General features: G+C 45.6%; 22 protein-coding genes and 3 pseudogenes. 15 read left to right on the top strand and 10 right to left on the bottom strand.

Translation table 11 applies throughout. The annotated features are described in order from the left end of the window. Positions 1-51: 51 nt before the first annotated feature. The gene (locus QUA20_RS09815; protein ID WP_333188212.1) at positions 52-663 is read left to right on the top strand and encodes a hypothetical protein; all 612 of its coding nucleotides are present in this window, start codon (positions 52-54) and stop codon (positions 661-663) included. 212 nt (positions 664-875) lie between these two features. Here QUA20_RS09815 and QUA20_RS09820 read toward each other — a convergent pair whose 3' ends face one another. Continuing rightward, positions 876-1,790, bottom strand: coding sequence for a PPC domain-containing protein (locus QUA20_RS09820; RefSeq protein WP_333188214.1), 915 nt, complete (start codon positions 1,788-1,790; stop codon positions 876-878). Positions 1,791-1,883: 93 nt separating this feature from the next. Between QUA20_RS09820 and QUA20_RS09825 the strand changes: the two genes are divergently transcribed. The 5 genes and pseudogenes from QUA20_RS09825 (at position 1,884) to QUA20_RS09845 (ending at position 7,194) form a co-directional block, all read left to right on the top strand. After that, positions 1,884-3,587, top strand: coding sequence for an NAD(P)/FAD-dependent oxidoreductase (locus QUA20_RS09825; protein WP_333188217.1), 1,704 nt, complete (start codon positions 1,884-1,886; stop codon positions 3,585-3,587). Positions 3,588-3,767: 180 nt separating this feature from the next. Beyond that, a complete protein-coding gene (locus QUA20_RS09830) occupies positions 3,768-4,250 on the top strand; it encodes an FxLYD domain-containing protein (RefSeq protein ID WP_333188219.1) in 483 nt (160 codons plus the stop codon). 311 nt (positions 4,251-4,561) lie between these two features. After that, on the top strand, positions 4,562-6,289 hold the full coding sequence (locus QUA20_RS09835; RefSeq protein ID WP_333188222.1) for an ABC transporter ATP-binding protein: 1,728 nt from the start codon (positions 4,562-4,564) through the stop codon (positions 6,287-6,289). A gap of 168 nt (positions 6,290-6,457) precedes the next feature. Next, positions 6,458-6,874: pseudogene (locus tag QUA20_RS09840) on the top strand (XisH family protein). Further along, positions 6,862-7,194 (top strand): XisI protein, encoded by a 333-nt coding sequence (locus QUA20_RS09845; RefSeq protein ID WP_333188224.1) that lies wholly within the window; start codon positions 6,862-6,864, stop codon positions 7,192-7,194. The pseudogene QUA20_RS09840 and the gene QUA20_RS09845 overlap by 13 nt, the downstream one beginning before the upstream one ends. Positions 7,195-7,201: 7 nt before the next feature. Here QUA20_RS09845 and QUA20_RS09850 read toward each other — a convergent pair whose 3' ends face one another. The 3 genes from QUA20_RS09850 to QUA20_RS09860 form a co-directional block, all read right to left on the bottom strand. Then, the gene (locus tag QUA20_RS09850) at positions 7,202-7,441 is read right to left on the bottom strand and encodes a hypothetical protein (protein ID WP_333188226.1); all 240 of its coding nucleotides are present in this window, start codon (positions 7,439-7,441) and stop codon (positions 7,202-7,204) included. 19 nt (positions 7,442-7,460) lie between these two features. Beyond that, positions 7,461-11,957: an eIF2A-related protein gene (locus QUA20_RS09855; protein ID WP_333188228.1), complete on the bottom strand. Its 4,497-nt coding sequence runs from the start codon at positions 11,955-11,957 to the stop codon at positions 7,461-7,463. A 102-nt stretch (positions 11,958-12,059) separates the two neighbouring features. Further along, complete coding sequence (locus tag QUA20_RS09860; protein ID WP_333188229.1) at positions 12,060-12,239, bottom strand: hypothetical protein; 180 nt, start codon at positions 12,237-12,239, stop codon at positions 12,060-12,062. A 393-nt stretch (positions 12,240-12,632) separates the two neighbouring features. On the opposite strand from QUA20_RS09860, the gene QUA20_RS09865 reads away from it, so the two are divergent. Next, positions 12,633-12,989, top strand: a complete 357-nt coding sequence (locus tag QUA20_RS09865; protein WP_293123785.1) for a hypothetical protein — start codon at positions 12,633-12,635, stop codon at positions 12,987-12,989. A 43-nt stretch (positions 12,990-13,032) separates the two neighbouring features. On the opposite strand, the gene QUA20_RS09870 is transcribed toward QUA20_RS09865, so the two are convergent. The 3 genes from QUA20_RS09870 to QUA20_RS09880 all read right to left on the bottom strand — a co-directional run bounded on the left by QUA20_RS09870 (position 13,033) and on the right by QUA20_RS09880 (position 16,647). Next, positions 13,033-14,010, bottom strand: a complete 978-nt coding sequence (locus QUA20_RS09870; protein WP_333188235.1) for a YegS/Rv2252/BmrU family lipid kinase — start codon at positions 14,008-14,010, stop codon at positions 13,033-13,035. A 179-nt stretch (positions 14,011-14,189) separates the two neighbouring features. Further along, positions 14,190-14,918, bottom strand: coding sequence for a DUF3891 family protein (locus QUA20_RS09875; protein WP_333188238.1), 729 nt, complete (start codon positions 14,916-14,918; stop codon positions 14,190-14,192). Between the two features lie 136 nt (positions 14,919-15,054). Further along, positions 15,055-16,647, bottom strand: coding sequence for a metallophosphoesterase (locus tag QUA20_RS09880; RefSeq protein ID WP_333188328.1), 1,593 nt, complete (start codon positions 16,645-16,647; stop codon positions 15,055-15,057). A gap of 125 nt (positions 16,648-16,772) precedes the next feature. Here QUA20_RS09880 and QUA20_RS09885 point away from each other — a divergent pair, with 125 nt between their 5' ends. The 3 genes from QUA20_RS09885 (at position 16,773) to QUA20_RS31975 (ending at position 17,608) form a co-directional block, all read left to right on the top strand. Continuing rightward, the gene (locus QUA20_RS09885) at positions 16,773-16,961 is read left to right on the top strand and encodes a hypothetical protein (protein ID WP_333188241.1); all 189 of its coding nucleotides are present in this window, start codon (positions 16,773-16,775) and stop codon (positions 16,959-16,961) included. A 264-nt stretch (positions 16,962-17,225) separates the two neighbouring features. Beyond that, positions 17,226-17,453: a hypothetical protein gene (locus QUA20_RS09890; RefSeq protein ID WP_333188244.1), complete on the top strand. Its 228-nt coding sequence runs from the start codon at positions 17,226-17,228 to the stop codon at positions 17,451-17,453. Next, entirely contained in the window at positions 17,447-17,608 is a 162-nt protein-coding gene (locus tag QUA20_RS31975) for an N-6 DNA methylase (RefSeq protein ID WP_445304658.1), read from the top strand. Before QUA20_RS09890 ends, QUA20_RS31975 begins: the two co-directional genes overlap by 7 nt. Before the next feature lie 317 nt (positions 17,609-17,925). Here QUA20_RS31975 and QUA20_RS09895 read toward each other — a convergent pair whose 3' ends face one another. Beyond that, positions 17,926-18,981 carry an alpha/beta fold hydrolase gene (locus QUA20_RS09895; protein ID WP_333188246.1) on the bottom strand — a complete coding sequence of 352 codons (1,056 nt, stop codon included), beginning with the start codon at positions 18,979-18,981 and terminating at the stop codon, positions 17,926-17,928. A 576-nt stretch (positions 18,982-19,557) separates the two neighbouring features. Between QUA20_RS09895 and QUA20_RS09900 the strand changes: the two are divergent. From QUA20_RS09900 to QUA20_RS09910, 3 genes and pseudogenes are all read left to right on the top strand, one after another. After that, positions 19,558-19,905, top strand: a pseudogene (locus QUA20_RS09900) (type I restriction enzyme endonuclease domain-containing protein); the annotation flags it as partial. 9 nt (positions 19,906-19,914) lie between these two features. Beyond that, positions 19,915-20,100, top strand: coding sequence for a hypothetical protein (locus QUA20_RS09905; protein ID WP_333188248.1), 186 nt, complete (start codon positions 19,915-19,917; stop codon positions 20,098-20,100). A gap of 348 nt (positions 20,101-20,448) precedes the next feature. Then, positions 20,449-21,834: a hypothetical protein gene (locus QUA20_RS09910; RefSeq protein WP_333188251.1), complete on the top strand. Its 1,386-nt coding sequence runs from the start codon at positions 20,449-20,451 to the stop codon at positions 21,832-21,834. 481 nt (positions 21,835-22,315) lie between these two features. On the opposite strand, the gene QUA20_RS09915 is transcribed toward QUA20_RS09910, so the two are convergent. Then, positions 22,316-23,152, bottom strand: a complete 837-nt coding sequence (locus QUA20_RS09915) for a hypothetical protein (RefSeq protein ID WP_333188254.1) — start codon at positions 23,150-23,152, stop codon at positions 22,316-22,318. 376 nt (positions 23,153-23,528) lie between these two features. Between QUA20_RS09915 and QUA20_RS09920 the strand changes: the two are divergent. After that, positions 23,529-24,215: pseudogene (locus QUA20_RS09920) on the top strand (transposase); the annotation flags it as partial. Positions 24,216-24,715: 500 nt separating this feature from the next. Here the strand turns inward: QUA20_RS09920 and QUA20_RS09925 are convergent. After that, positions 24,716-25,114, bottom strand: coding sequence for a DUF4342 domain-containing protein (locus tag QUA20_RS09925; protein ID WP_172191511.1), 399 nt, complete (start codon positions 25,112-25,114; stop codon positions 24,716-24,718). A 940-nt stretch (positions 25,115-26,054) separates the two neighbouring features. On the opposite strand from QUA20_RS09925, the gene QUA20_RS09930 reads away from it, so the two are divergent. Beyond that, positions 26,055-26,588, top strand: coding sequence for an AAA-like domain-containing protein (locus QUA20_RS09930; protein WP_333188257.1), 534 nt, complete (start codon positions 26,055-26,057; stop codon positions 26,586-26,588). Positions 26,589-26,670 lie beyond the last annotated feature (82 nt).

Raw genomic sequence — 26,670 nt, forward strand, 5'->3', positions numbered from 1 at the left:
AGTTAAAAGCGAGTCTTTTTAGTTTTTAATTTTTAACTTTTAACTCCTTTTATGGTTGAAATTCTGATTTGGAGTTTGATGGTTGGCAGTCTCGGCTTGGAGGCTGCGCTCGCGGGTGTATTGGTGAGCCGCGAGCAATTGGCTGCGGGGCAAAAATACGACGAGGAGGAGGAAGTTTTGACTCGGTACGAATCTCAAGAGGATAATTTTAATGCGCCTGAAAATGCGCGCTCGAATGGCAATCCCAAATCCGCTCCTAATGCTGTTGATTTGACGGTTTGGGAGTACAAGATTGTGCGGGCTAGCAGCGATTTGTTTCGCAATCCTGCGATTTTTAACAAGCTGTGCCAGGAAGAGGAGGAAGTTGGCTGGATTTTGCTCGAAAAGCTTGACGACAGGCGGGTGCGGTTCAAACGTCCGATCGCGCTCCGGGACGCCCCGAGGTCTAATTTACCCTTGTTTGACCCTTACCGCACTCATTACGGCCCGCTCTCGAATGCGATGACTTGGGCGGCGGCGATCGTGTTTCTGAGTGCGATCGTGCTTCCTGCTGTTTTGGGCTATGCTTTGGTGTCTACTACTCTAACCAGAAGTCGCTCTAATTGGCCTCCGACACCTGTTCAATCTTTGCCCTCTCCCAGCGGGCAAAAAACTAATAAGTGAAACCAGGAAAATTGGGAATGGGTAATTCTAATTGGTAATTGGTAAATTGACGGCTGTCGAAGCCTGTTGTATAGCAAGTCTAAATCATTTCTCAACCCGATTTGTGTTACAAACCGCGAAGGCGCGTAAGCGATATTATCGCGAAGGAAGACAGGAGAAGTGTGTGTTTGTTGGACTGATTTAGGCTTGCTATATACGTTAATTATTCTATTTTAAGTTTGGGGGGGTATATCTGAGGGAGCGGATAGCAATCTCAAGTCATAATTTGTATCGCCTTGAAATTGAGAAACGCGGAGGAAATAAGTCCCCGCAGGCAAAGCCCCATTGCTGACAATTGTTTCTGAAGCCGTGCCTAAATTGTTAGACGAAGCAATAATATCGTCTAATCCAACTACGCCGTTGCCGTTCAGATCCTGAATTAATTCTACATCAACATCTGCACTCAAACCGTCAACAGTTACACTGAAAAGGCTGGGAGTATTGAGAATGAAACTGTAAATGTCGGCTGGTTCAGCAGCGCCCACAAAATCGCTCGCAGTTTGAATTTCTCCGAGAATGCCCAGGCTTTTTGCTGCGATCAAATTGTCGGCGGGATCGGGGAGAGTGCTCAACAGTCCTTCTTGTTGACCGAATTGAATGTAGTGCTCGATCGCGCTTTTAACTGCGCCGCTTTGGACTGCTGCTGCTACCAGCGGATATTTTTCTAGATAAAAGCTGGGATCGAAGAAAACGCTGGCTTTGCGGTTTTCTAATTGACCGGCTTTGAAGTAGTGTTCAAATGGGGTAAATTGATTGGTTTGGACTGCTGTCTGAACGTCTGGGTTGCTTGCTAGATAAAAATTAAAATCGAAGAATGGGTTTGGGCTGCGAACTTCAAATTGACCGAATCTAATAAAGTGATCGGCTGCTGAAACGCCATTGAGTTTGACTGATACCGCTACATCTGTATTGGTGTCTAAATAATAGCTGGCGTCGAACAGGGCATTCGGGTCGCGATTTTCAAATTTGCCAATTTTTCGGTAGTGATCGAAAGGACTCGATACCGTGCCTCTGGCAACTGCTACGGCGACATCTGGGTTGTTTTCGAGATAAAATTTGCTGTCGAACAGTGTTCTGAGGGTTAGCATTATTAAAAAAATCTCTCTGGACTTTAGTCTGGAAAGTGCACGATCGAGAATCCAGTTTACATCAAAGTTTTGTTTTGTGAGGATGTCTTAATTATGGCTAAATCTACACTGATGGCAATGCTGCGCCGCGCTGCGACTATTGCCCAGAAATCAAGGGAAACGGGCATTCCGGCTGATGAACTGCTGGGGATGCTGACCGATCGCATTCCCAATTCTCCCATATCTCGGCGCCGCTTGCTGCACGGGGGCTTAGCTGCTGCGGGGGCTGTCGCTGCTGTGACTTTTACCAGGGAGGGAGGGGGAGCTTTTGCTCAACAGGGCGGACGATCGCCGATTTTGGTTGTGGGTGCGGGGATTGCGGGTTTGACGGCGGCTTATCGCTTGCGCCAAGCGGGCGTGCGCGCCGATATAATCGAGGCAACTAACCGCGTGGGGGGGCGGATTCGCACTATTCCCAAGGTGGCTGGAACGCTAATTCCGGCGGATTTGGGGGGAGAATTTATTGACACCGGTCATACAAATTTAATCTCGCTGGCGACGGAGTTGGGTTTGCGGGCGATCGACTTAGCCCAAGTGCAGAGTGGATTGGTCAAGGATACTTTTTTCTTCCAAAGGCGCCGCTTTTCTCTTGAGCAATTAATCGCAGATTTTGCGCCCCTAGCAACTAAAATTAATGAAGATGTGGAGGCTATTGGAGATAACATTAGCTATCAAGATTTTACGGAAACAGCGGAAAGATTGGACAATCTTTCGATCGCTGAATATCTAGACCAAGCTGATACTAGCACAATTGTCCGGCAGTTACTCCGCATTGCTTACACGGGGGAATACGGTCGAGATCCCGAGGAACAGTCGGCGTTAAATCTGCTGTTTTTAATCGGTTCTGAAGCTGGCAGTTTTGAATTGTACGGCAACAGCGATGAGCGCTATCAAATTGACGGCGGCAACAGTCAAATTATCAACCGTTTGGCGGGTCAATTGTCTGGTTCGATCGAGGCGGGGACGGTTTTGGAAGCGATTACTCTTTTGCCGGATGGTCGCTATCGGGTAAATTTGCGATCGGGACTAAGCGCGTTCGAGCGCACTTACGAGCGAGTTTTGTTAACTTTGCCGTTCAGCACTCTGCGAGACGTTAAAATTAACGTACCTTTGCCCCAACCAAAGCGCAGGGCGATCGAGCAATTAGGTTACGGTACTAATTCTAAGCTGATTACTGGCTACCGCAGCCGCATTTGGCGAGAAACGTATCGATCGACTGCTTCTGTTTATAGCGATTTAGGATTCCAGAGTACCTGGGAAGCTACACCTTTTGCCCCTACTCCTAACGGTTTAGTTACTAATTTTACAGGAGGAAAGCAGGGTTTGTCGATCGGTGCCGGAACTCCAGAAGACCAAGCACAAAGATTTTTGAACCAATTTGAAATAGTTTTTCCCGGAGTGAGAAATTTGCGATCGGGCAAAGCTGTGCGAGCTTATTGGCCGGGAGAACGCTTTTTCAAAGGTTCTTATGCCTGCTATTTAGTCGGACAGTGGACGCAAATGTACGGCGTTGAAGGCGAACGAGTTGGCAATTTATATTTTGCCGGGGAACACACTTCGCTGGAAAATCAAGGTTACATGGAAGGCGGTTGCGAAACTGGACAAAGGGCGGCTTTTGAAATTTTGCAAGATTTGGGTTTGATAGCTTCTGCTGATGCTTTGAATGCTCGAACTGCGAGCAGTTTGAACAATCGCCGTCCCAGCCGGAAAATTCCCGGAGCGCGGAATCTTAGGAATAGAAAGCCGAGTATTAGATAATCTCGTAAGGTGCGCATCTAATTCTTGTGGGCCGTTGCTTCTAGCCCGCACATCTAATTCTTGTGGGGTGGGCTTATAGCCCGCCCGAAAATTTAAATTACTCGTAATGTGCACCATACATAGAGATATGCAAACGAAAAAATTATGTGAATTATCATGTACAACTTCTTGCCAAAAAATATGAATATTTTACCTTTAACAGTAGCTTTATCAAGTTTGCTAATCTCGCCGATATCAGCTCGCCCTTTGCTTGCATACTCTACAAATACAATTGCTCAAAACTCACCAATTGACGAGCCGTTTTGCTACATAAAAACCCCCGACGGCAAAACAGTAGACTTGGGCAAGTTGTGCGCCAAACAGCCAGCTTCTGGAACTTCCCAAACTTGCATTCCCGGTTCCAACATTTCTGCAAAAGTGTCAATTGCGGCGGCAACTTATGACGGCAACTTTTTTAGCGGTCAAGTTATTAATCGAGGCTGCAAAATAATCAAGAATGTCAAAGTCAATTATGAAGTGTTGGACGAGTCAGGCAATTTAATTGACAACGGATTTATCGACGCTGAACCAGTTACTCTTGCACCCGGGCAGTCAGCCGTCTTTCGGGGTGCAGTTGTCGCCGGGGCTAAGGTGCAGGCTACTCATGCAGACGGTCAGGAATGATTTTAGATTTTAGATTGTAGATTTTAGATTGAAGAATTGGACAATTAACCCCACGGATGAATCCGGGGGCTTTGTATCCCGGATGCTTTCGGTGAAGAATGATTGTTGAGATTTGTCCGATCGCTGATATCATATTCAGGCTCAGATATCTCTATGACTTACGCAGAGATCCCCCTCGCATCCCCCTTAAAAAGAGGGACTTTGAATAATAATAATCTTGTGCCACCCTTACTAAGGGGGGTTAGGGGGGATCGAAGTTTGAATATTCTTGCAGAGATCCCCAAAAACAGAATTTGCGAGGGCAAAATATCTTGAAAACTCGATCGACATACTGGCAAATCTTACCCTACCTCCGTCCCCAAAAACAAACCATCGGTAAAGCATTAGCTTGTACCGTAGTATTTACCGTATTTTGGCCGATTATAGCGTGGCTAGTTGGCGAAACAGCCAAATTTATAGGCCAAGGAGATTTAAAAGGGTTTGCTGAAATTGCTGCACTCAGCGCCATTATATTTCTACTTCGCGGTACAGCCCAGTACGGTCAAGATACGCTGATGGCAAAAGCAGCTTTGACTATTGCTTTAGAAATCCGCAAAAAAGTCTACTCCCACCTGCAAAAACTCAATCTCGGCTACTTTGAAACTGCCAAAACTGGAGATTTATCCTACCGCCTCACAGAAGATATTGACCGCATTGGCGAAGTCGTAAATAAATTTTTTCATCAGTTTATCCCTTGTGTTTTGCAGCTAATTGCGGTTCTGGGATATATGATTTATCTCAACTGGCAATTAACCTTGGGGGCATTAATTATTGCACCGCTGATGGCTATCTTAATTGGCTGGTTTGGCGAGAGAATGCTGAGTTACTCGCGGCAAAGTCAAAATCGCATCTCTGATTTATCCGCTTTGCTGACAGAAGTATTCAGCGGCATTCGTTTAATCAAAGCATTTGTGGCTGAAGACTACGAAATTGCCCGCTTTGCAGAAGAAGCAGAACAAAACCGCCGCGCTAAGTATTTGTCAGAACGAATAAAAGCACTTCAATTCGTTGTAGTTGGCTTTCTGGAAGCGATGAGCGTGATTTTGCTCTTTTTCCTGGGAGGTTGGCAAATTGCTCAAGGAAATCTCACAGGTACTCAATTTATCAGTTATATCGCAGGGGTGGCACTTTTAATTGACCCCATCGCTATCACAACTGCTAATTACGGAGATTTTAAGCAGGGAGAAGCTTCTAGCGATCGCATTTTTGAATTATTAGCAATTGAACCAACAGTAGTTGAAAAACCGGGTGCAATTGAACTTCCCCACGTTACCGGAAAAGTCGAATACCGCAATATTAATTTTGCCTATAACTCAGAGACACCCATTCTGCAAAACATGAGTTTGTTGGTGCTTCCCGGAGAAATGATTGCTCTCGTTGGTGCATCCGGTGCGGGTAAAACTACTTTAGTAAACTTGTTACCGAGATTTTACGATCCGCAAGCGGGACAGATTTTAATTGACGGTATTGATATTCAAGATGTCACCTTAAATACTCTGCGGCGGCAAATCGGAATTGTACCGCAAGAAACGATTTTATTTTCGGGTACAATTGCTCAAAATATCGCTTTTGGGCGATCTTATTATGAACTGCAAGATGTCCAAAAAGCTGCGGAGATTGCTAACGCTCATCAATTCATTAGTGAGTTTCCCGACGGCTATCAAACTTGGGTGGGAGAAAGGGGTGTAAACTTATCTGGGGGACAGAAACAAAGAATTGCGATCGCCCGTGCAGTTCTGCTCGCTCCCAGAATATTGATTTTGGATGAAGCTACATCGGCGCTGGATTCAGAATCCGAAGGTTTAGTGCAAGAAGCGCTGGAAAGATTGATGCGCGATCGCACTGTGTTTATTATCGCTCACCGCTTGGCGACTGTGCGGAGAGCCGATCGCATTTTAGTTTTGGAAAAAGGCAGAATTGTGGAATCAGGGACGCACGAGGAGTTGCTGGAAAAGGGCGATCGATATGCTGGCTACTACGCTCAACAGTTTAGTCAGTAGGTACGTTAGAAACCGGGTTTTTAGCCGTTTCTGCTGGTCTCAACGAAGTATTCTCGAAAAGACCCGGTTTCTGATCGCCCGTGGGTCAGTGATGTTCTAGATGAATAGCGCATATACTTAAAATACAACAACTACCCAAGATATTAAACACCACGAGTCAGTACAACCATGCCTGCTAAAGATGCCTTTCACGAAGTCGTTAAAATCGCTCTCCAGAAAGATGGATGGCAGATTACTCACGATCCATACACTTTACAGGCAGGAACTCTCGAACTTTACATCGACTTGGGTACCGAAAAGGTGGTTGCCGCAGAAAAAGACGGACTGAAAATCGCCGTTGAAATCAAAAGCTTTATTGGCCCATCCAAAATATCCCAATTTTACACAGCTTTAGGACAATTCATTAGTTATCGAGCAGCTTTACAACAACAAGAAACAGACCGCATTTTATACTTGGCAGTACCCAGTAATGTCTAGGATAGTTTTTTCACAATGGAGTTTATTCAGTCTTTAGTTCAAGAAAATCAAATTCATTTGATGATTTACGATATAGAGCAAGAGGCGATCGCACAATGGCAAATGTAGACCTTTATAGGCAGCACATCCAAAATCTGCTCTCCCAACACGCTAGTCTTGTTTGGGATGAGCGCATTCAGGCTCAAACTATCTTTGATGTCGAGCGCGATCATTATCAATTAGTCTATGTCGGCTGGCGCAATCAGCGGCGAATTTATGGCCCGGTTTTGCACCTGGATATTATGGAAAATAAAATCTGGATTCAGCAAGATGGAACCGAGGTGGGTATTGCTAACGAACTCGTAGAATTGGGAGTTCCTAAACAAGATATTATACTTGGTTTTGATCCTCCTAATCTGCGAAAATTAAGTGAATTTGCCATAGAATAAATTAGTTTTAACTGCTCCAGTAGTTTCTTTTTTTTTGAAGTTCCCGAGCGATTTGTTCAACAGTTCTGGAGAGATGACTGCTGCGGATTTCTGTAAGCAATTCCAACACTTTACGCCGCCCGCTTTGAGGCTTTTCTGGTATAATCGCAAAAACTTCAACCTCTTCGCCCACAGATCCAGGCGGCACTTTAATTTCAAGTTTATTTCCCGCAATAACTTTGGTTGTAATCCGTATTGCTGACTGCATAGTTTCTCCTTTGCGATGATTAATTTTCAACAGCCCCTAAAGCTTTGAGCGTAGCTTTTTCAACTTCCGTTAAACCCGTAACTCCAGCAATATTCATGTTTTCATAAGGTCGATCGCTTTTCAGTATTTTGAGGCACTCACCAGTCTCAATCTCCCAAATCATAATTGTGCCATCCCGACTGCAAGCAGCAATATTTTGATCCTCTGAATTGATGGCAACAGAGTTAATTCTACTGGTATGACCTTGCAAAATTTTGAGACATTCACCTGTACTGATATCCCATAATCTTACCGTTCCATCGATACTTCCACTAACAACTATTCCACTAGAAGAACTAAAGGCAACTGAACGTATCCAATCAGTATGCCCCTGTAAGATTTGAAGGCATTCACCGCTGCGGACATCCCATAGTCTTATTGTTCGATCGACACTGCCACTGGCAACTATTTCACCGTTATAGCTAAAGGCGATCGCGCGCGCCCCACCCGTATGCGCCTGCAAAATTTGTAGACATTCACCAGTATGGATATCCCACAGCCTCACCGTTCCGTCAAAACCTGCACTGGCAAATATTTCGCCCAAAGGACTGAAAGCAGCCGAGTGTACAGAATTGTTATGCCCCTGCAACGTTTTGAGGCATTCGCCAGTATGGATATCCCACAACCTCACCGTTTGTGTATAACCTGCACTCGCAAGTATTTCACCATTTGGACTGAAGGCGATCGATCGTGTTTCATTGCCAAATTCTGGCAAAGTATGAAGGCATTCACCACTGCGAATATCCCATACCCTCAATGTTTCGTCATAACTGCTGCTAGCAAGTAGCTTACCATTTGGACTGAAAGCAACCAAGTCTACCCGATCGAGATGTCCGTGCAAGATTTGGAGGCATTCACCACTGCTGACATCCCACAGCTTGACTGTTTGCGCGTCATCGCCGCTGGCTAGCATTTCACCGTTGGGACTGAAGGCGATCGACCTTACTTGATTGCTATGCCCTTGCAGCGTATTCAAGCATTCACCGCTGTTAATAGCCCACAGCCTCAGCGTTTTCTCGTAACTACCACTAACAAGTATTTCACCGTTTGGACTGAAGGCGACTGACCCTACTCGATCGTTATGCCCTTGCAAAGTATTCAAGCATTCACCGCTGTTGATATCCCAGAGTTTTGCTGTGCGATCGAAACTTCCACTTGCGAGTATTTCCCCCGAAGGACTAAAGGCGATCGACCGTACTTGATCGAAATGTCCCTCCAAAGTTTTGAGACATTCACCGCTACCGATATTCCACAGCCTCACTGTTTTGTCGGCGCTTCCACTGGCAAGTATTTCACCAGCAGAATGGAAAGCAACTGAAAACACGTTTTTAGTATGTCCCTGCAATATTTTAAGACATTCACCACTGTTGATATTCCATAGCCTTACTGTTGTCTCACCGCTTCCAGTGGCAAGTATTTCACCAGCAGGATGGAAAGCCACTGAAAATACAACTTTAGTATGGTCTTGCAAAATTTTGCAGCATTCGCCAGTGCGAATATCCCATAACCTTACCGTGCCATCAAAACTCCCGCTAGCGAGTATATTTCCATCAGGATTGAAGGTGACTGACATTACTGATTCGGTATGTCCGTGCAAAACTTTTAAACATTCACCAGTCTTGACATCCCATAACTTGATTGTATTTTCATAACTCCCGCTAGCAAGTATCTCACCGTCTGGACTGAAGGCGACAGACTCCACCACGTTGGTATGTCCTTTACAGGTCAATATTTCTCTGCCACTGCTAGCTTCCCACAAGCGAACTATGCCATCAGTATCACCTGTAGCTAACAGTTTGCCATCAGGACTAAATATTACTGAGCGAACACTTCCGAAGATTTTAGTAAAAGCAGAATTAGCCAAATTTGCTTCAGCAAAATTGACGTGGCGCAGCGTCGCATTTGTAAAATCTGCACCTAAAATAACTGCACGAGAAAGGTCTTTTGCTTCTAACGCAGTTCGATCGATTTTCACCAACAGCGTCGCCGCATTCCCTCCCACATAACCTACCTCACTTTCAGTTTTTCCCCGCGTTGCTTCCAGAATTTCCAATAATTCCTCCGTAGCTGCCCCTACATCGAGGCAGGGCCGGCACGAGGACACCGCCCCTACCATTGGTAACAATAAATCCATCACTGCTTTTGTCACCGGTGCGTGTCCGAAACTCTGACGGAGTTGCCCTAAATCTTCAGCAACAAATCCCTTCAAAGCTGCGATAAGTTCACCCTTATTTCTCTTCTCGGCCTGAAGCCGACAATAATTTGACCAAGTGTACGATTGAGGGGCTGCATCAGGATTTAGACAAGACTGTTCAGGCGCAACTAATTCGGTAAAATCTGCCGCCAAAACTCCCAATTCTGCAGCAAATTTATAAGCGACAAAAAACTCTAATAACGAACGATGCGCCGGAGTATAATCCCCATCTGCATTGCGGATTAGCATCGTTTGACCCATCATGTCGTAGTGCCAGTGGTCTAAGTCTTTTTCCTCTTGCACGACGGAACCAAACAGGCCTCGAATGCGATCGGGAAAACCGCGATAATTCAGGCTCATTTGGTCGGTAGACAGCATTTCCCAAGACAGTTCGCACAAAAAGTAAAGCTTATCTGCTACAGAAGTAAAAGTACGTTCTGCTTTGATATCTCTCTCTATCTTCCGTCGCACCGCATACAGATAAATCCGCGACATATCTACTGGTTTTCCAGCTTCAATATCGGGCAATGCTTCCAAAATTAACTCGGTCATCACCGGGCGACGCGCTAAATCCAATAGTTGCGGGTTTCCCATCACTTTTTCAACTGTCGCCGCTTCTGTTTGAAATGACAGCGCTTGCCGAATTTGCTCGTCGTTAAATTTCTCTAATTCTAAGACTTCAAATTGGGGAGTTTCGCCTGTTAAAATGGTTGTTGATGCTTGCAGTTCTGCATTGAACAATGCCCGTCCTTCCTTGCCTTCAGGAAAGTGTTCGGTACGGCAAGTGAGGATGACTTTTGCGCCGGGAACGACGGCTTTTGCTAGTTCCCAGAAGTTGTTGATGGTTTCTTGCCGATCGCACTTAGCGGCCATTTCATCAAAACCATCGAAAATCAACAGAAATTTCCCCATGCGATTGAGTTGTTCAAAGGCCGAATAACCCGCCAAAGGTATCTCGTGTTTGCGAAAGAAAAACTCGGAAAATAGCGACTCGACACTAACTGCTTTGGCGTAATCTCGCAAAGGAATTACTAACGGCAAACGCGGACGTTCTAATCCCCGCTTTTGAGCATCTCGGTAGCCTTGCAGCGCCATCCAAGCATAGTGCATCGCAAACCAACTTTTTCCAGTTCCAAATTCTCCTAAAACTGAAATATGTTCTTTTACTGGGTCATTCAACCACAGGTCAAGATAACCTTCGATCCAGCCATCTCGATCGCCATAATGACTCACACCTATCTTGCGGTGAGTATCGGGGTCGATTTCTTCTTTCGTACAAGCTAGCGGCACATACTTGGTATCAATTCCTCGGCTGGTAATTTCTGTTTCTAGCCAATCCAGATAAGCGGTAAAATCGGCATCTTGGTCGAGCAATTCATCGAAGGTATAACAAGCTAAATCGCGATTTTCTGGTTTATCTACTTCATCCCGCGCTGCGCGACTGATGCGGCGGGCGGTGACTAACCAGCCTTCATCGGTGCGCTGTTTTGCTACAGATTCGCGCAAGGCTGAGATGTCTCTGAGTCCCGCTTCTCCGGCAATTCCACGCACTAAAATGCGATCGTAGCGATTGCGTCTGACAGGAACATTGATAATCCATTCAAAATAGTTATCTTCCGAGATTTGATAGGTTTCAAACTTATAACTTAACGTCTCAAACCAGCCGCGAACTTGTTGTGATAAAATAAAAGCTTGAGACTTTTGAATATTAGTTGATGCTGCGGCGGGAAGTGCGGGATAATCTTCAGCTTCCAGTCGTGCAAATTCGGTGCGGATTCCTTCGATAGTGGGGAGGCGATCGATGCGATCCATTACCATAGATAGGCGTTTTTGCAAAGAGGCGATCGCATTTCCCACCATCACATCTCCCAGCGTCCGCGTCCGCTTTGCTACTTCCATAAACACGGCTGCAAATGCCATGAATTCCCGTCTGGGGTCAATGGCTAAATCTCGAATTTCTTGGCCTAAAGCAGACTGGCTGAGATATTCTTCGCCTGCTTTCACCAGCATAGCTGGGCTGTCGGACTCGAAGGCTTTGCGAAATGCTTCTTTAATCTCTGGTTGCCGAAATAGTTCTAAAATCTGCTTGGGTTTCCCAGCGCCATACTCTACTAAAGTATAAATATAGACTCCCGCGAAATCGGCTGGCGGCGCGTCGGGTTCGATGTTGAATTTTTTTAATAATTTGATGACAGCTTCGTTGCGCTGAAGCTTGTCTTTGATGGAAGCGATGGGAATTGCAGTCAGGAGACTGATAACTAAGTCGATACTAATTGGGATCATGGAGGTCTTCCTGTTTATCCGCGGTTGTAATGCTCAAATCTCAAATCGGTAGGCTGTTTCCCTGAAATGTGTTGCGGGCGATCATCGCAAACTGCTTGAATTTTATGTTAACCCATCAGCCAACTGTCGCGCACTGAAAGTCCGAGATTCGCACAATCCGAGACTTGCCCTATTCCGACAGTAATCTAACAGTCCGAGATTTGCCATATTCCGACAGGAATCTAACAATCCGAGATTTGCCATATTCCGATAGTCCGCCAGGGGTTGAAACCCCTGTCTCATAGCAAAAGTCCTCTAAAGAGGACTATGGAATCATATTTTATTTAGTAATTTGATTCGACCCAGGTATTATCTTGATATGCACTAACATTATTTGCGAATTTTTTACCCACAAATAGGATAATTTTCAATAAATTATTCAGTCCTCTTAAGAGGACTTTCGCTATGAGGCGGGGGTTTCAACCCCTGCCGGACTGTCTGATTAGGCGAATATTTTAACCACTGCGGCAGCGTGGGAATATCCTAAAATATATTACCATTTTTTACTAAATATGACCACTATAATAGCGAGAAAAAACCGACATATATTGTAGTAATAATAGCTCTCAGATTAGTGGTCACATCATAGTTCTCAAAGTTAAAATATAGATAACTAACAAATAAATCTTGCTATCTATGAAAATACAATCTTCTGTCTTAGTCCACCTGGGATTTGGCAAATATGTACGCTCCGATCGAGTAACAGCAGTAATACCAATTGAAGAAGAACGGGGGCCCGGTCGCCGCACTTTCGTGCACGTAGATGGCGAAGTAGACCCGATCGTTGCTTCGCGCGCCGAAGACACCATCATCCGCGACCTCGTGCAGGAACCGCGCGAAATAACTCAAGCTAGGCAGCAACAAGAAATCCTCCAAGATTTGCTGGCAGATTTGAGCAATGTTAACGTCACCGTGCGCCGCATCAGCCGCGATGAAGGTGGACTCGATCTCGAACGTTTGGAGCGCCGTATTCGCCAAATTTTAGACGCCTAAAAATGAAAGACCGCCCGGGCGGTCTTTCTTATTGTTTGTGTCGCTAAAAATTTTCATCTAAGGGTTTCAATGTAATTTCGATGTCCGCTAAACCGGTGAGTTTTTCCACCACGCGCTCTTCTTCAACTCGCGGTACAAAAATAGTTAAACCTCCCGGAACGCACTCAATAGAAACCGGAGTCAGACCGATGATTTCGCCGTCTACAACCACTTTTTGAGGCGGATCGGCACTAATTGTTACTTTTTTTGCCCGCAAATAACCGATGTCGTCGCGATCCGTAGCATTGCCGCTCAAAGCTGTTTGCAATAGATGATAAGAAGCTGCGATCGCCCCAGCTTTATTCTGAGGCGCCACGAGCGTCACGTCCAGCAAGCCGTCATCAACAATAATCCCGGCAGGCCCTTGAGCTAAAATGGAAGTAGGCGGCGCTGCATTCGCCACTGTCACGGCGACAGCAGTAAGGCTGATAATTTTATCTTCGGTTTCGATTTCCGCTTCAAATCTTTCTAAATTGTTTAACTGTTTAATTCCTGACAGAATGTAAGCCAGCATTCCCCAGCGATTCTTCATGTCGCGATCGGCTAGTTCGACAGTTTCTGCCTCAAAACCCACTCCAGCTAACAAAACCATCGGCATTTCACCGTTGCAAATCGCCGCATCCACCACCCGCGTCAACCCTCCAAAAATAGTTGCGCAGGCGGTTTCAATTGTATTCGGAATGTCTAAAGCATTAGCAAAAGCATTCGCAGTTCCCCGCGAAATAATTCCTAAAGGAATATTTGTGCCCACAATCGCCCCAGCCACTGCGGATAATGTGCCGTCGCCCCCGGAAGCAATAATAGCCTCAACTCCCCTAGCAACTGCTTCGCGGGCGATTTGATCTGCGTCTAATTCTCGGGTTGTCAGCCGAATGTCTAAGTCAATAAAAGGCTCTAAAAGTTCCTGAATTCTAGCTAAGTCTTGGTCGGGGTCGCTGTTACCGGCAACGGGATTGAAAATTAGACAGGCTGAACGTTTCATATTTGGTAATTGGTAATGGGTAATCGGTAATTGGTGATGGCTCATTGATAATATTATGTCCGTTCAATCGGCAACAATCAAATTGGTTTGTAGTGAGAACTTCAGTCCTCATAAAACTCGAACGACTGAAGTTCTCCCTACAAACCTAGAACGGTGCAGTATTTTTGCTAGAGGTTCAATTAAGACTTGACAAAAGTCCACTCTAAGACTTCGCGGGGAGCTTTGTGCAGCGCTTCCTTAATTTCCTGGTTGCTGTCGAACTTGACTTGATCCAAGTGGCACGCTTCGACGTTAACAGTAAACTTATCTTCTTCAAAAGGCCAAGGAGTTACAGTCACGAGTTCGTTGCTGTTCTGTACAATATCGTAGCGCTTACCGTCCGGGCCGACACTAATTTCTAAAGCTCGTTCTCCGGCGGGTAATTCGCGGCTGCAAAGAATTAATGATAGCCGATCGCACCACTGGAAAAAAGCATAAGCTGCCTTAGCATCTTTCTCGGAAACTTGCAACTCTTTGCGCCATTTTTTTTGATTTTCCAGTTGTTCGTCCAAAAACTCGTCGAGTTCCTTCGACTCTCCCCGCTTTCCTTCATTGAGAAAGCTCATGTGCATAGAAATCAGCATTGCTACCCAGCGACCGCGATATAGGGCATTCTGCGCCATGGCTTTAATTTTCGGCAGAGAGGTTTCCGTCTGCAACGTAAAATCAAAGGGCGCGCCCGCTTCAGTCAAAATATTCTCTTCCCACTCTTTCTCCAAATCATCGTGATGCGAAATAGCCGCTATGGTTTCGTAGAGGCGAACCGGAGATTTCGAGCGCTTCCACTGTCCGCCAAGTTGCGCCGCGAGCAAAGCGTGGGCGCGGTGGTAAATAATTTCCCAGCCGGTGGCGGTTAAATTAGCAATCATTGAATTTTTGTCCTGAATTAAGTTGATAGAGCATTCGGCTCTCGATCCCCCCTAACCCCTCTTAAAAAAGGAGGGAACCGGAATCGGTCAAAGTCCACCTTTTTCAGGGGGATCGAGACTTACAGAAAAACGAAAGTTAAATCACAAAAGGTTCGATCGAGATCTCGTGCCATTTTCCCTCAAATCGTTCGACAACCAAAGGTCGGATGCGGAACTTGGGAGGACACCCGTCCAAAACATCAATCCGCAAACACGAATAAGGACGGCGTTTGTGGGAACCTTGACCGCTGCGGCCGACAAATAGCAAAGATTCCGCTATCCGCCGAGAGTCTTTTTGCGATCGCCCGCCCTCGCGCGCCAACCGATAAGCTTCTGGACTGGATACTTCATGCAACACCGGCCCTTCCGGGCGCTGGCGGCGGAGACTGTGGCCGCTTCCCCCGCAGACAATCCAATTAATCCCAGAGTCGCCGTGTCCGGTATCCCCAGTCCGCAGGTATTCCAAACAGTGAGCGTGGCCGGTCAGCACCAAATCTACTAGCGGACGCCCCCGCGCCGCCTCCCCAACTGCATCGGCTACCCCGTCGAGTACCTCGCGCAATCGCAACCGAACCGCCAAAGTTTGAGCTTGATTCCACTTTGTCGCCTCGGTCACGTAGGGGGGATGGTGTAGGTAAATTACCCGCCCCCGCACCTCGGAATCAGCCCAAGACGCAATCAGTCTTTTTCTCAGCCATTCGAGCTGTTCAACGTCTGTAGCTGTTTTGTCGGGGGACAGTTGTTTGTCAATATCCATCAGGATTTCGTCAACTTGCTCTAATTTGGCTGCCAAGTCGTCTAGCTGTTCGGCTTCCTCGGGAATTTGGGGGTTCAGCCGAGCGCAGATTTCGAGCATTGCCAATTTTTCTTGTTCCAACTTCTGCCGATCGAGTTCCAAATTCTGGCGGCGAATGTCGCCCTGTTTGGTTTTCGGGATCGGCAAGGGCTCGTTGAAGGTGTTGGAGTCGAGGGCGAAGAAGTCGATGCCGCCGCTGCGGAACGTGTAATAGCGGTTGGGTAAGCGGGTAAAGCGTCCGGGTTGGTAACGGAGGCAGCGGCCTGTGCTGGTGCTGGCGGTGTAGTGGGCGTCTAGGTGGCGATCGAGATCTCCCGGCATTTTGTGAGCTTTGAGGTAGTCGAGAAAGGCTTTAGCGTAGGTATTTCCGCGATCGGAACCGTGCCAGCCGACATCGAGATCCAACTTGGAACCCAACAGCCGACGCAGCGGCAAAGCTGTCGCCGACAGAAGGCCGTAGACTATGGGCAAGTCGTAATAGTCGTGGTTTCCCGGTACGGGTAAAAACGGAAAGTTAAACACCATGCGATCGTGGGCAATCCGAGAGGGTTGCTCGCCGCCGACTATAAATTCTCGGTAGGGGCGAATAAAGTTTTGCAAGTAATATTCGCTGGAACCGACGAGATAAACGACATCGCCCGTGTGGAGGAGGAAACGGCAATTTTCGCGCTCCGAGAGCATCAGTTCGGCCACTTGCCGCTGGGGATTGTGGCCGCGGTGGTTGCCCGTGCCGCTGTCGCCTGCGACTAAAAACGAAAACTCTGGAGAGTCGGTGGTTGGAGATTCCAAAACCATCCGAGTTTGGTCGATTCCCCGATCGACGATCGACTGTTCTTGCCACCGCACCCGCTCTTTCATTTTGCGGATTTTGACTGTTATTCGCGGGTCGGACACGAATTTCAATTCACCTCTTCTCCCAAATTGCTGAGTTCCTAGTTAATCATAGTGTAGCGATCGGGCGAGTTTTTACCTCTCTCTAAAAGCTGAAAATCGACGCGCGGGTACTCAGAAACCGGGTTTTGGACGAGAATACTTCGTTAAAACCGACAGCAACGGCCAAAAACCCGGTTTCTTTGTTTCTTTGGTTTGACGCGCAGGCAGTCAGAAACCGGGTGTTTTACGAAAATACTTCGTCAAAACCGACAGCAACGGCCAAAAACCGGGTTTCTTTGGTTTTGATGCGAGCGATCGTATCTAAACTCAAATAAGGGTTTGTACGAGGCGGTGCTGTTTGTTGTTGCCGAGGACGAGGGAATCTATCAAGGACGTGGAAGATAACACTAACAATGCAAGCCTTCTACACCGAACTCGAAAAACGCCTTTGGGAAGCAGCCGACGAACGAGCGGGCCAACTCTAAACTCAAGCCTTCGCAATATTCCGTCCCCGTTTTGGGGTTGTTTTTTCTCCTCTATGTTGACTATAAGTTTGCCCTGCGGAAGCGGAGAATATTGGCGGCGCGATTAATGCGGCGATGAAGGCGATCGCAGATGAAAATGAGCAACTGGGCGGCGGTTTGCCTAGAAATTATTACAGCTTGGAAAAACCGATTTTGCGGGAGTTGTTGAAAATCTTAAATCGAATTCCCAGAGCAAATATTAATGAGGATGCGTTTAGGAAATTTTATCAGTATTTCCGGGGAATTTTGCTCAAAAAGAAGGGCCCAAAGGCGGAGAGTTTTTTACTCCAATTTCACTGGTAAAGCTGATTGTCGATGTAATAGAGCCGAATTGCGAGGAAATTTTATACCCGGCTTGTGGTGCTGGGGGAATGCTGATTTCCAGTGGCTCAATAAAAAATTGGGTTAAGAAAAAGGCATTACGAGAGAGTAATCCTCGCAATTTGCGGTTTGATTAGATTGAGAGTAGGAGCTTTAGTTTTACCTAGTTAATAGCTGACACAATTGTCAAAAAAACGAGTAAATTAATCGATATTTATTCACCAGTTTTTAACTATAATTGCTTCTAATCCTGATGCTGTCGTCACATCTCGCTGAAGTCAAGCGGCTGTGCAAATTATGCACAATTCATTCCCAGTCAGCCATTTAGCTTTTGCCCAGATGTCTGGTGTTTTTGCAAAATAGTTTTAAGGTTCTGGACTGGAGGGATTAAACCCCCTAATCCTTTCCTCCCCGCAGCTATTGCCGAGGAGTTTTCAGGTTTTATTTGATAATCTCAATCAACACTCAAGGCATCGAACCACTGTAAAATCCGATTCCATGCCCACCACCGATCGCTATCAGCAAATTGATGCTGACAACGTTTACTACTGATATGCCCAACATGACCGCCGTAGGCTGTCACCACTAATTCTAAGGCAGGATTGTTCGCGCTAATGGCTTGCAACTCAGAGACAAGCACCGGGTCAAACATCGGATCGTCCGCTGCATAGAGGATGAAAGTGGGTTTTTTGAGGTGAGGCAAAATGTGTAGAGCGCTGCTAGCGTCATAGTATTCTTCCACAGAGGAGAAACCTAACGGGCCAATTACCAGTTCATGGTCAAAGCCCCAAATGCTGTTTGCGCGTTCAATAGCGGCAGGATCGATCGCCCCTGGATGCGATGCGGCGATCTTTTTTGCTAGTTTTTTTAACTGTCGCGCGATCGCTTTTTCTAAAAATTTCCCCCACTCATCTTTAACTAGATAAGATAAAGAACGGTTCGAGTCCAAGCTGGGGCAAATCACCGCCGCGCCTGCTAGTTCTGACTCTTCGAGCCCTAAGTCAGGCCCCCAATCTGCGATCGTCTGAGCTGATTTTACGGCCCACAAGGCTAATTGTCCGCCCAGGGAATAACCCGTGAACCAAAAAGGCGCGGGACATCCCATTTCTTTAGCAGCGGCAGCAATCCGAACGAAATCTTCGCCTTCGTATAGGCCATCAGAAGTCAGGGTGGGAGAGAGTTTGGCTGTTTTGCCGTGAGCTCGCCAGTCAAATAATACCACTGCACAGCCTTGGGCATAGGCTTTACGGCCTAGTAGCCTCAGAAACCATTGATTATCCAGATCGCCAGTAATGCCGTAAGTGCCGACAATGGTATATCGGGGATTTTCGGGGATGGCAACCCAGCCGAAAATCGGGACTCCACAGGCACCAGTAAAGATGTGTTCTCGGTAAGGGGGCTCTGGGTAAGGGATCGTCTTTTCCCAACCGCGACTAGCCCTTAATGCGGTGTACAACGTCATTAATATGCCGTTGTTCAGCAGCCAAGGTGGAGTATAGGCAATGGTCATAAGCGGATATCGGAAATGTCTGTCTCGTTGTTGGGATGATTTTACTTGACAGTTTGGCTATTCTAGCGACTAACCATGAAAACTGCAATATTTTTTGAGTAAATGCACTCAAGGGCGAAGTCAAGCCTAAATAATAAATAAATTCTATCTAAGCGAGAAAAGACCTATCTACGGCAACCTTATAGGTTTAAAGAAAAACCAGCTCAAGCAACTGGAAAAGCTTTACCCCCAGAGACTTCCAGGCGATAGCAAGTCCGCACTCACAGCAAGGGCTATTCAGCTAAAACAGAAACCGGTTGGGGCTGGACTTGGCGAGGGCGATCGCTAACCCTCCCGACATAAAAAAATTCAAAACTCTTGTGGTATCGCTCTTGTGTCACAAAGCGTCCGAGTATAATAGACTAAAATCTCTCAAAGCAGAGCTGGGTCTATGGTTTAGCCTCGCCAAGCTAATTCGACTTTGAAATTGATTGATGAGTATTGTAGCTATTACAGAAATTTGTTTCCCGAATTCAGAAGCTGTGAAGCTTTTACCGACCTTCATGCTGATATAATTTCTGGCTCAAAGCCCTATTTGCATCGGGTTACAAACACACCGAAACAGAGAAACTCAAAGGCATAATTAGCAGCCAACTAACCCAGATGCTACGCCTCAACAAAAGCCGGATGAATTACTTAGACAAGTTCCCGCAACTGATTGATGAATACAACAGCAGTTATCGCAATGTCGAGACATTATTTGCCGATTTGGTGGAGTTTGCCCAAGAACTCTATTTTGAGGATAAACGTGCAATATCCGAGAACTCGGCAGAGGAAGAATTAGCGATTTTTGACTTATTGACCAAACCAGATATTACTTTAACCGAGAAAGAAAAGCAAAAATTTAAACAAGTAGCCAAGGAACTTTTGTCAACCCTCAAATAAGAAAAATTAGTGTTAGATTGGCGCAGGCGACAGCAAACCAAAGCAGCAGTTAAAGTGGCGATCGAGGAAATTTTAGATCGACTGCCCGAAAGCTACTCAACCGAAGCGTATCAGCGCAAATGTCAAGAGATTTACCAGCACGTCTACGAATGTTATTCTGAGGCTGGACGCAGCATTTACACCGCAGCAGCTTAAAGCTGAATTGCCAGCCGCCCACCCACAGCTTTTGTCAAAAATTCATCAAAAATTCATCAAAAATTCATCAAGGCTTTACCAACTTTTTCTCAGGTTGACTGTAATTTATGATACCGATCGCCCAAGTTGCCCGAATCTCCACAAATGCAGAATTTTTAATATTTAATTTCCCTATCTCCCTCTCTCTCCCTCTCCCCATCCCCCCCTCTCCCTCTTTCCCTCCCCCCTCTCCCTCTTTTTCCCTAAAATTTGCAATTTTTGAGTGACGAATCATGGCAGGATGGCAGCGTGTTTTGATACCATGCAATCAAACGCAAGACAATCAGGGAATGCACTGGAGGTGCGTAAATGGAGCTTTTGGGAGAACAAAAACGGTGCTTGGATTGCTTGGTAAGCTCGATCGAGCAATTGGGAGGTCGAGTAGAGATTCCGATGCTGGAGGAGATAGCTGAGCTCATCATTCAAACGATGAGAGGGCCTTGGCGCTACTTTCACACGTCGGAACACATTTTTGAGGTCGGGGGGTCAGTCGATCCGATCGAGGTGCTGGCTGCGCTGTTTCACGACCTCGTGTACGTGCAAGTCGATCAGGGTGTCAGTTTCAATATTAGTAGCGCCCTTTGTCCTTTTGTCAAAGAGGTGCGATCGCAGTTAGTTATTAGAGATGAAACCGAACTGCCCAACGATGCCATGTATCACCTAGTGGCCTCAGTATTTGGGTTTATTCCCGGCAAGGCTCTCTCTCCGTTTGGCGGCCAAAACGAATTTTTGAGTGCCGTTATTGCTGCCAAATGTTTAGAGCCTTTTTTGCCAGCTAGTACGATCGCCGAAATCGCCTCTTGCATCGAAGCTACTATTCCTTTTCGTCCGCTTTCGCCCAGTGGTTTGAGTGCGATCGAACTTTTGTACCAGCGTTTGGTAAGTGCGAACCGCGATTTTAAATTGGGATGGAGCGATGCCCAAACCGTAGAAATTGTCAAGCGAGCGGTCAGGTTAGCAAATCGTGATGTAGAGAATTTTGCCTCTCCCAAGTCCTCTAATTTCTTAGACAATACCTGGAACTTGATGCCAGAAACCAACCACGAATTGAGCCAGACCAATACCTATACTGTTGTCGAATATCGCAGGTCTCTGCAAAAAATGGAAGGATTTTTGAAGTTCCTCAAACCCGAACTGGTTTTCCAGCAGTTTAGGCAAGAGCCGGATGATGCAACCTACGCTAACCTGATTGCCAGAACTCGAAAAAATATCGAAGTTGCTAAACTTTATCTGGCTATCAAGCTAATTACAATCGCCATTTTAGAAGCTCTTTCCTACCGCTTGGGGCGGGATATTCCGCTTTCAACTATGATGGGAGAATTGCGCGCACCCGGATCTAAAACAGCGGTTTTGGAGGATTACTTGCCCAAACAACAGAGCGCCTACCCATTAGAAAGTCAATTAGAAAGAGAGGTTTTAAATTTGTTAGCAATAGGACGAAATCAAGAATCTCGCTATGATATTAAAAACTCTCCCGTAGCTACGTTTATTATCAAATCTATCGGCTTTGCTGAAACTGAAAATTTTTTGAAGAAAGCTCAAGATTTTTTTGCCGACCCTAATTCGTCGGAAGAGTTTCTGTCTTACTGTTCTCCCGATGTAATCGACACGATCTCCTCTGGGGTGATGAAACTCTTTGACAGCAGGAAGATGGCTTTAGGGAAAGTTAAATTAGCTCACCAAACTCTTTCTTAGGAGAGGTTGGCACAATCTTAAAAAGTTCGCGATCGCCGAAACCTGGTTTATGGAGTTCAGCCACGATCTCCGATTAGTGGGACTTAGACATTTTAAGGCCCCTTTAGGGGCCGAAGACCTCTCGATCGCGGGAAAGAGGTCGATGAGCTAAAAATGCTTGAAACCCTTGTAAATACTAGATTTATGCCCTGTAGAGATAAAAATCTCTCTTTATCGAGGTTTGAAGCCATTTTCGCCTCAGTTTTTGTCTGAGTTCCGCTAATCTTGGTAAGCCCAGGCGCATCTAAATTTTACAGTCAAGTTTGATGAAATTCTTGTGGGGTGGGTTCTCGTAGCCCACCCGAAAAATACAACGCAAGATGCCCGATCGCCTATGATTGAAGAAATATTCATTTAAACCATAAAAAAAAGCCCTCTTTAAAGGACTTTAGCTATGAGTCTGGGGTTTTAACCCCAGGCGGACTAATTAGACATCCAACTTCTATGGCTGTGAACCAGGTGCACCCTGTGCGCCGGGGTTGCTATCAGGTACAGCCGTACCCGTAGGATTAGAATCAGTCTGGCTTTGCGTATTAGTTTCGCCGCTGGTACCTGCTCCAGAAGCGCCATCATCTGGAGTTGGAGATGGAGTAGCTGAACTCTCAGGTGCTGGAGTTGGCGGAGTGGTAGCTGGCTCGTTCTCCGAATTCGGAACCGTAGTATTGGTATTATTTGACGGCGAAGATGGAGACGGCGCTGCTTGCTGAGCGGGTGCATCTTGCTGCTGTGAATTTGGAATTGTAATATTGATATTGGGAGCCGGACTTTGTTCAGGAGCCGGAGTAGCCTTTTGAGCTGCACTTGGTTGAGGAGCAGGCGTAGCCTTTTGAACTGGAGATGGTTGCACCGGAACAATCTTTTCAATGATCGTTTTTTCTCTCTCTATAGTCCGAGTCGGAGCAGGTGTTGCTGAAGGCTGATTCGATTTCGGTACAACAATCACAGGAGCAGCAGTAGGAGTAGGAGCCTCCTCACCCCGATTAAAGTAATATATACTGCCCAGAACTAAGCCGGTCAAAGAAGCAAGAAGAATCCCTAACAGTAACCCGCGACCAGCATTCTGATTATCGCGGACTTCTTGGACTCCAACTTGGCGGTGGTTTTCCGCCATTTCACCCTGTACGTAACCTTGGTGATGAGCTGCTTCTTTAGAAGCCTTCGCCGCTGTACTCGGAACACTTGTAGTAGTTCGCGTTGTACTGACGTGACCGTTACTTGCATCTGTGTGAACTTCTTGATGAATTTCACGGCTAGAGCTATTTTCTTCGTTAGGTTTCATAATTATCTTCGTCACAACTATTCAAAAAATATTAGTCTGTAGGAGATGCTTCAGTTTGAAAACTTGAGCTAAGCGGTTCTGCATTGAAATCAGTTCTTTCGATTCACTCACTGTGAAGATTCAGGTGTAAGCATTTGGCATTTTGGTCATACCGAGTTTAAATGCTTAACAGCTTTCTGCTTAGGAGTTTAGAGAACTTTTGGTTTTTCCTTCATTTGTATCCAATTTAACTCCCCAACGCATTAACCAGGCTCTACCCTTAGAGTGATTGTCCAAGTTCCCCAAAGGAATAGGATTCGCGGGACTTAAACAAAAAATACGGGCTAAATGAGTTATAATGCCTGCTCTGCAAGCGTATAAATCTAAAAAATGAGCAATGAAAGACACAAGCCCCGCCGCAATGCCCCCCTGCTTTGATAAATGGTGTCAAAGATTTGACGATATCTTTGGTCATCAAGCCCAAAAACGAGAGTTGAAAAACTATTTAGGCGGATTATTGGGAGAAAGTGAGCGAAAAAACCTCGATAGTGCTAATTGATGCTGGGTATGGCAATAATACAAATTTTTTACAAAAATTAGAGAAAAGGAAATTAAAATACATAGGACGAATCGCCAAAAATCGAAAAGTAATAATTCAAAAAGGAGCAGATGATAAATAGGATATTCCAGGAGACGAGTTAGCTAAAGCCTTGCCCCAAAAGGCTTTAGCTAATTTTCGGTACAAGTAAAAAAAACGATTACGGTGTGGTTAGCCAGAATATAAATCGAGTTATCAAACTACACAAACAAGAAAGTAATAGCGAGCGTCATGAATGCAGCTACTTTCGATGAAGCCAGTGAAATTGATTATTTGATGACTAATGTTGACTTTTCAACGGTAACAGGGGAGTGGATAGCATAGACCTATTTACAAAGAAATTGGGTCGAAGTTTTCTCTCGTGAAGCTCTGATGATGATGAGGACTGAAAGAATATCAAGTCAGAGATAAACGCAGTTTAATGAGGCATTTAATTTTGTTTTTTTTGCCTACACTTTCATTATCTGGTATACCTTAAGCGGAGGATGAAGACTTAGGTGGGCAAATAAACCTTTAATGGGACTTAGACATTTTAAGGCTCCTAAAGGGGCTGAAAACCTCTCGATCGCAAGGGAAAGATGTCCATGACCTAAAAATGCCTCAAACCCTTGTAAATACTAGATTTATGCCCTGTCGAGCTAAAAGTCTCTATCTAGGTTTGAAGCCATTTTTGCCTCATTTTTGGTCTAAGTCCCGTTAAAAACCTTTACAGAGGCGCTCGAAGTGTTGAGAACAGCGATATCTTTTACGTTTGTGAAGTGAGTAAACGAAAATTGGGAGGTATTCTCTGCTTCTAAAGCCAGTTCGATGCTGTGTTTGGGCTTGAAATTTGTTTAAGTCCGGTTAGATAACCACAATTAGGTTAATCGTAGTAATAAAGGCAAGTTTTTTCTCATCCATAAAGAGAGAACAATCGTACTCACTACAAACAAGCCTTATTACCGGAAATTAACCGGACATCAGCATTACTAACAACCGAGTTTTTTTTACTCTGTTCTTTCAATGATGATAGTCATGTGAGCTACTAATGCACCTATGGCTCCTATTGCTGCAATGACTGGAAACAAAGCCGCACCGATGACTCCGCCGACTACTCCCACCGTCAGTGGAACTTCTACCAATATCCGTCCTTCTTCATTTTTGATAATGATGCGGCGGATATTGCCTTCGTGAATCAGTTCTTTAACTTTAGCAACCAACTCGTTGCCGTTAATCTTCAACTCCTCGACGCTAACTTTTTCCTGAGTATAAGCAGGGGTTTCTAAAGGAGTCGTTTCAAAATTAACCTGAGTAACTTTGTCGGCAGAAACTTTTTCAGATACAGGTATTGATTCGAGTTCTCTTGTCCCGACCGGTTCTTGTAGGCGATCTGTAGGTGTCTCCATTTTTTGTTCTCCTTTTAGGTAAAAGTATTTTTGTATAGAATTATTGAGAATTATAACACGCAACTTTTTGTCGATCAATCATTCTTTTGGGTGATATTGCTGCTGGTGCTGTCGTGCTTTTCTCTCTTGCTCTTTGATGGCGAGAGCCTAAAATCCTTCCTGCGCGGGCGTTAGCTGCCGACTTTCCTTGTGCCGCTTGGTTAACTGTCTGCCTCTGGGCCTGGCACCGCCTCACCCTTCAAAAACCTCCAATCCATACAGCCAAAGGATAAGAGCGACATTCACACTCTCACAGAGTCAGACTCAACAAGTGTGCAGGTTGAAATACTGACATTGTACTGAAAGTACGATCGTCGGGCCGTTTATATGGTTAGCACATCTAGCTGGGCAACTCGCACATGGAAACCGTCGCTTACTTTCCTCAAATATCAGTTCAATTTAGCTCAGTGCGATCGCCCAAAAAAATCATACCCCCCAAGGTTCCTCAAATCAACATCTTAGAGTTTCTAATGAGAATTGCCTAAAATCAAGGAGAAGGAGAAGTAATAACGATCGAAATATTATCGCAACCAAAGCAACTTTCTCAAATTGAAATGGAGGTTGGGGAAAAGTTGGCTAAAACTCATAGATTGCACTATTCTCGCTGAACGGGCTCTTTGGCCAGTTCCACAAAGAGTAAATTTTCTTGTGGGCCCTTGCTCTTCTAGCCCGCCCGTAAAAGGCTTATTGAAAATGGTGCAATATCTCAGGTAAAATAGAATTATTTCCTTCAGCTTCTCCTTGATGCTCCGTGTGCGATTTGCCAACAACAGAATTTGAATATCAAGTTGGCGGCAGTTTACCGACGAATGCTCCTAACTACGTCACCAGATCAGCCGATCGCGAACTTTACGACTCGTTAAAAGCAGGCTAATTGTGCTACGTGCTCACCGGGCAGAAAATGGGAAAATCGAGCCTGCGGGTGCAAATAGCGCGCCGCTTGCAAACAGAAAACACCGCCTGCGCGATTGTTGACATCACAGGAATTGGCACTGCCCAAATAACTCCCGTGCATTGGTATGCCAACTTTACAGCCACTCTCCCCAACAGCTTTAAAATTAAAATGAATCTCAGGACTTGGTGGCGCGATCGAGAACACTTGTCGCCAGTCGTCAGATTAAATGAATTTATCGAACAGGTATTGCTTCCTTCGAGCGATCGCGATATCGTTATTTTTATCGATGAAATTGACAGCATTCTCTCCCTCAACTTCTCCAGCGACGACTTTTTTGCAATGTTGCGCCGCTGCTACAACAAACGCGCCGAAAATCCCGAATATAATCGCCTGAGTTTTGCCTTATTTGGAGTCGCTACTCCTCAAAACTTCATCTCTGACAAAACCCAAACTCCGTTTTATATAGGGCGCGCCATTGAACTCAAAGGATTTGATTTTGCAGAAGCCATACTTTTAGCTCAAGGATGGGCTAAAAAATAAAAAATTCCCTAGAAATTATCAAACACATATTAGCTTGGACGGGAGGACAGCCATTCCTAACTCACAAAATTTGTCAATATTG

Source organism: Microcoleus sp. Pol7_A1 (assembly GCF_036701085.1).
GTDB lineage: Bacteria > Cyanobacteriota > Cyanobacteriia > Cyanobacteriales > Microcoleaceae > Microcoleus > Microcoleus asticus.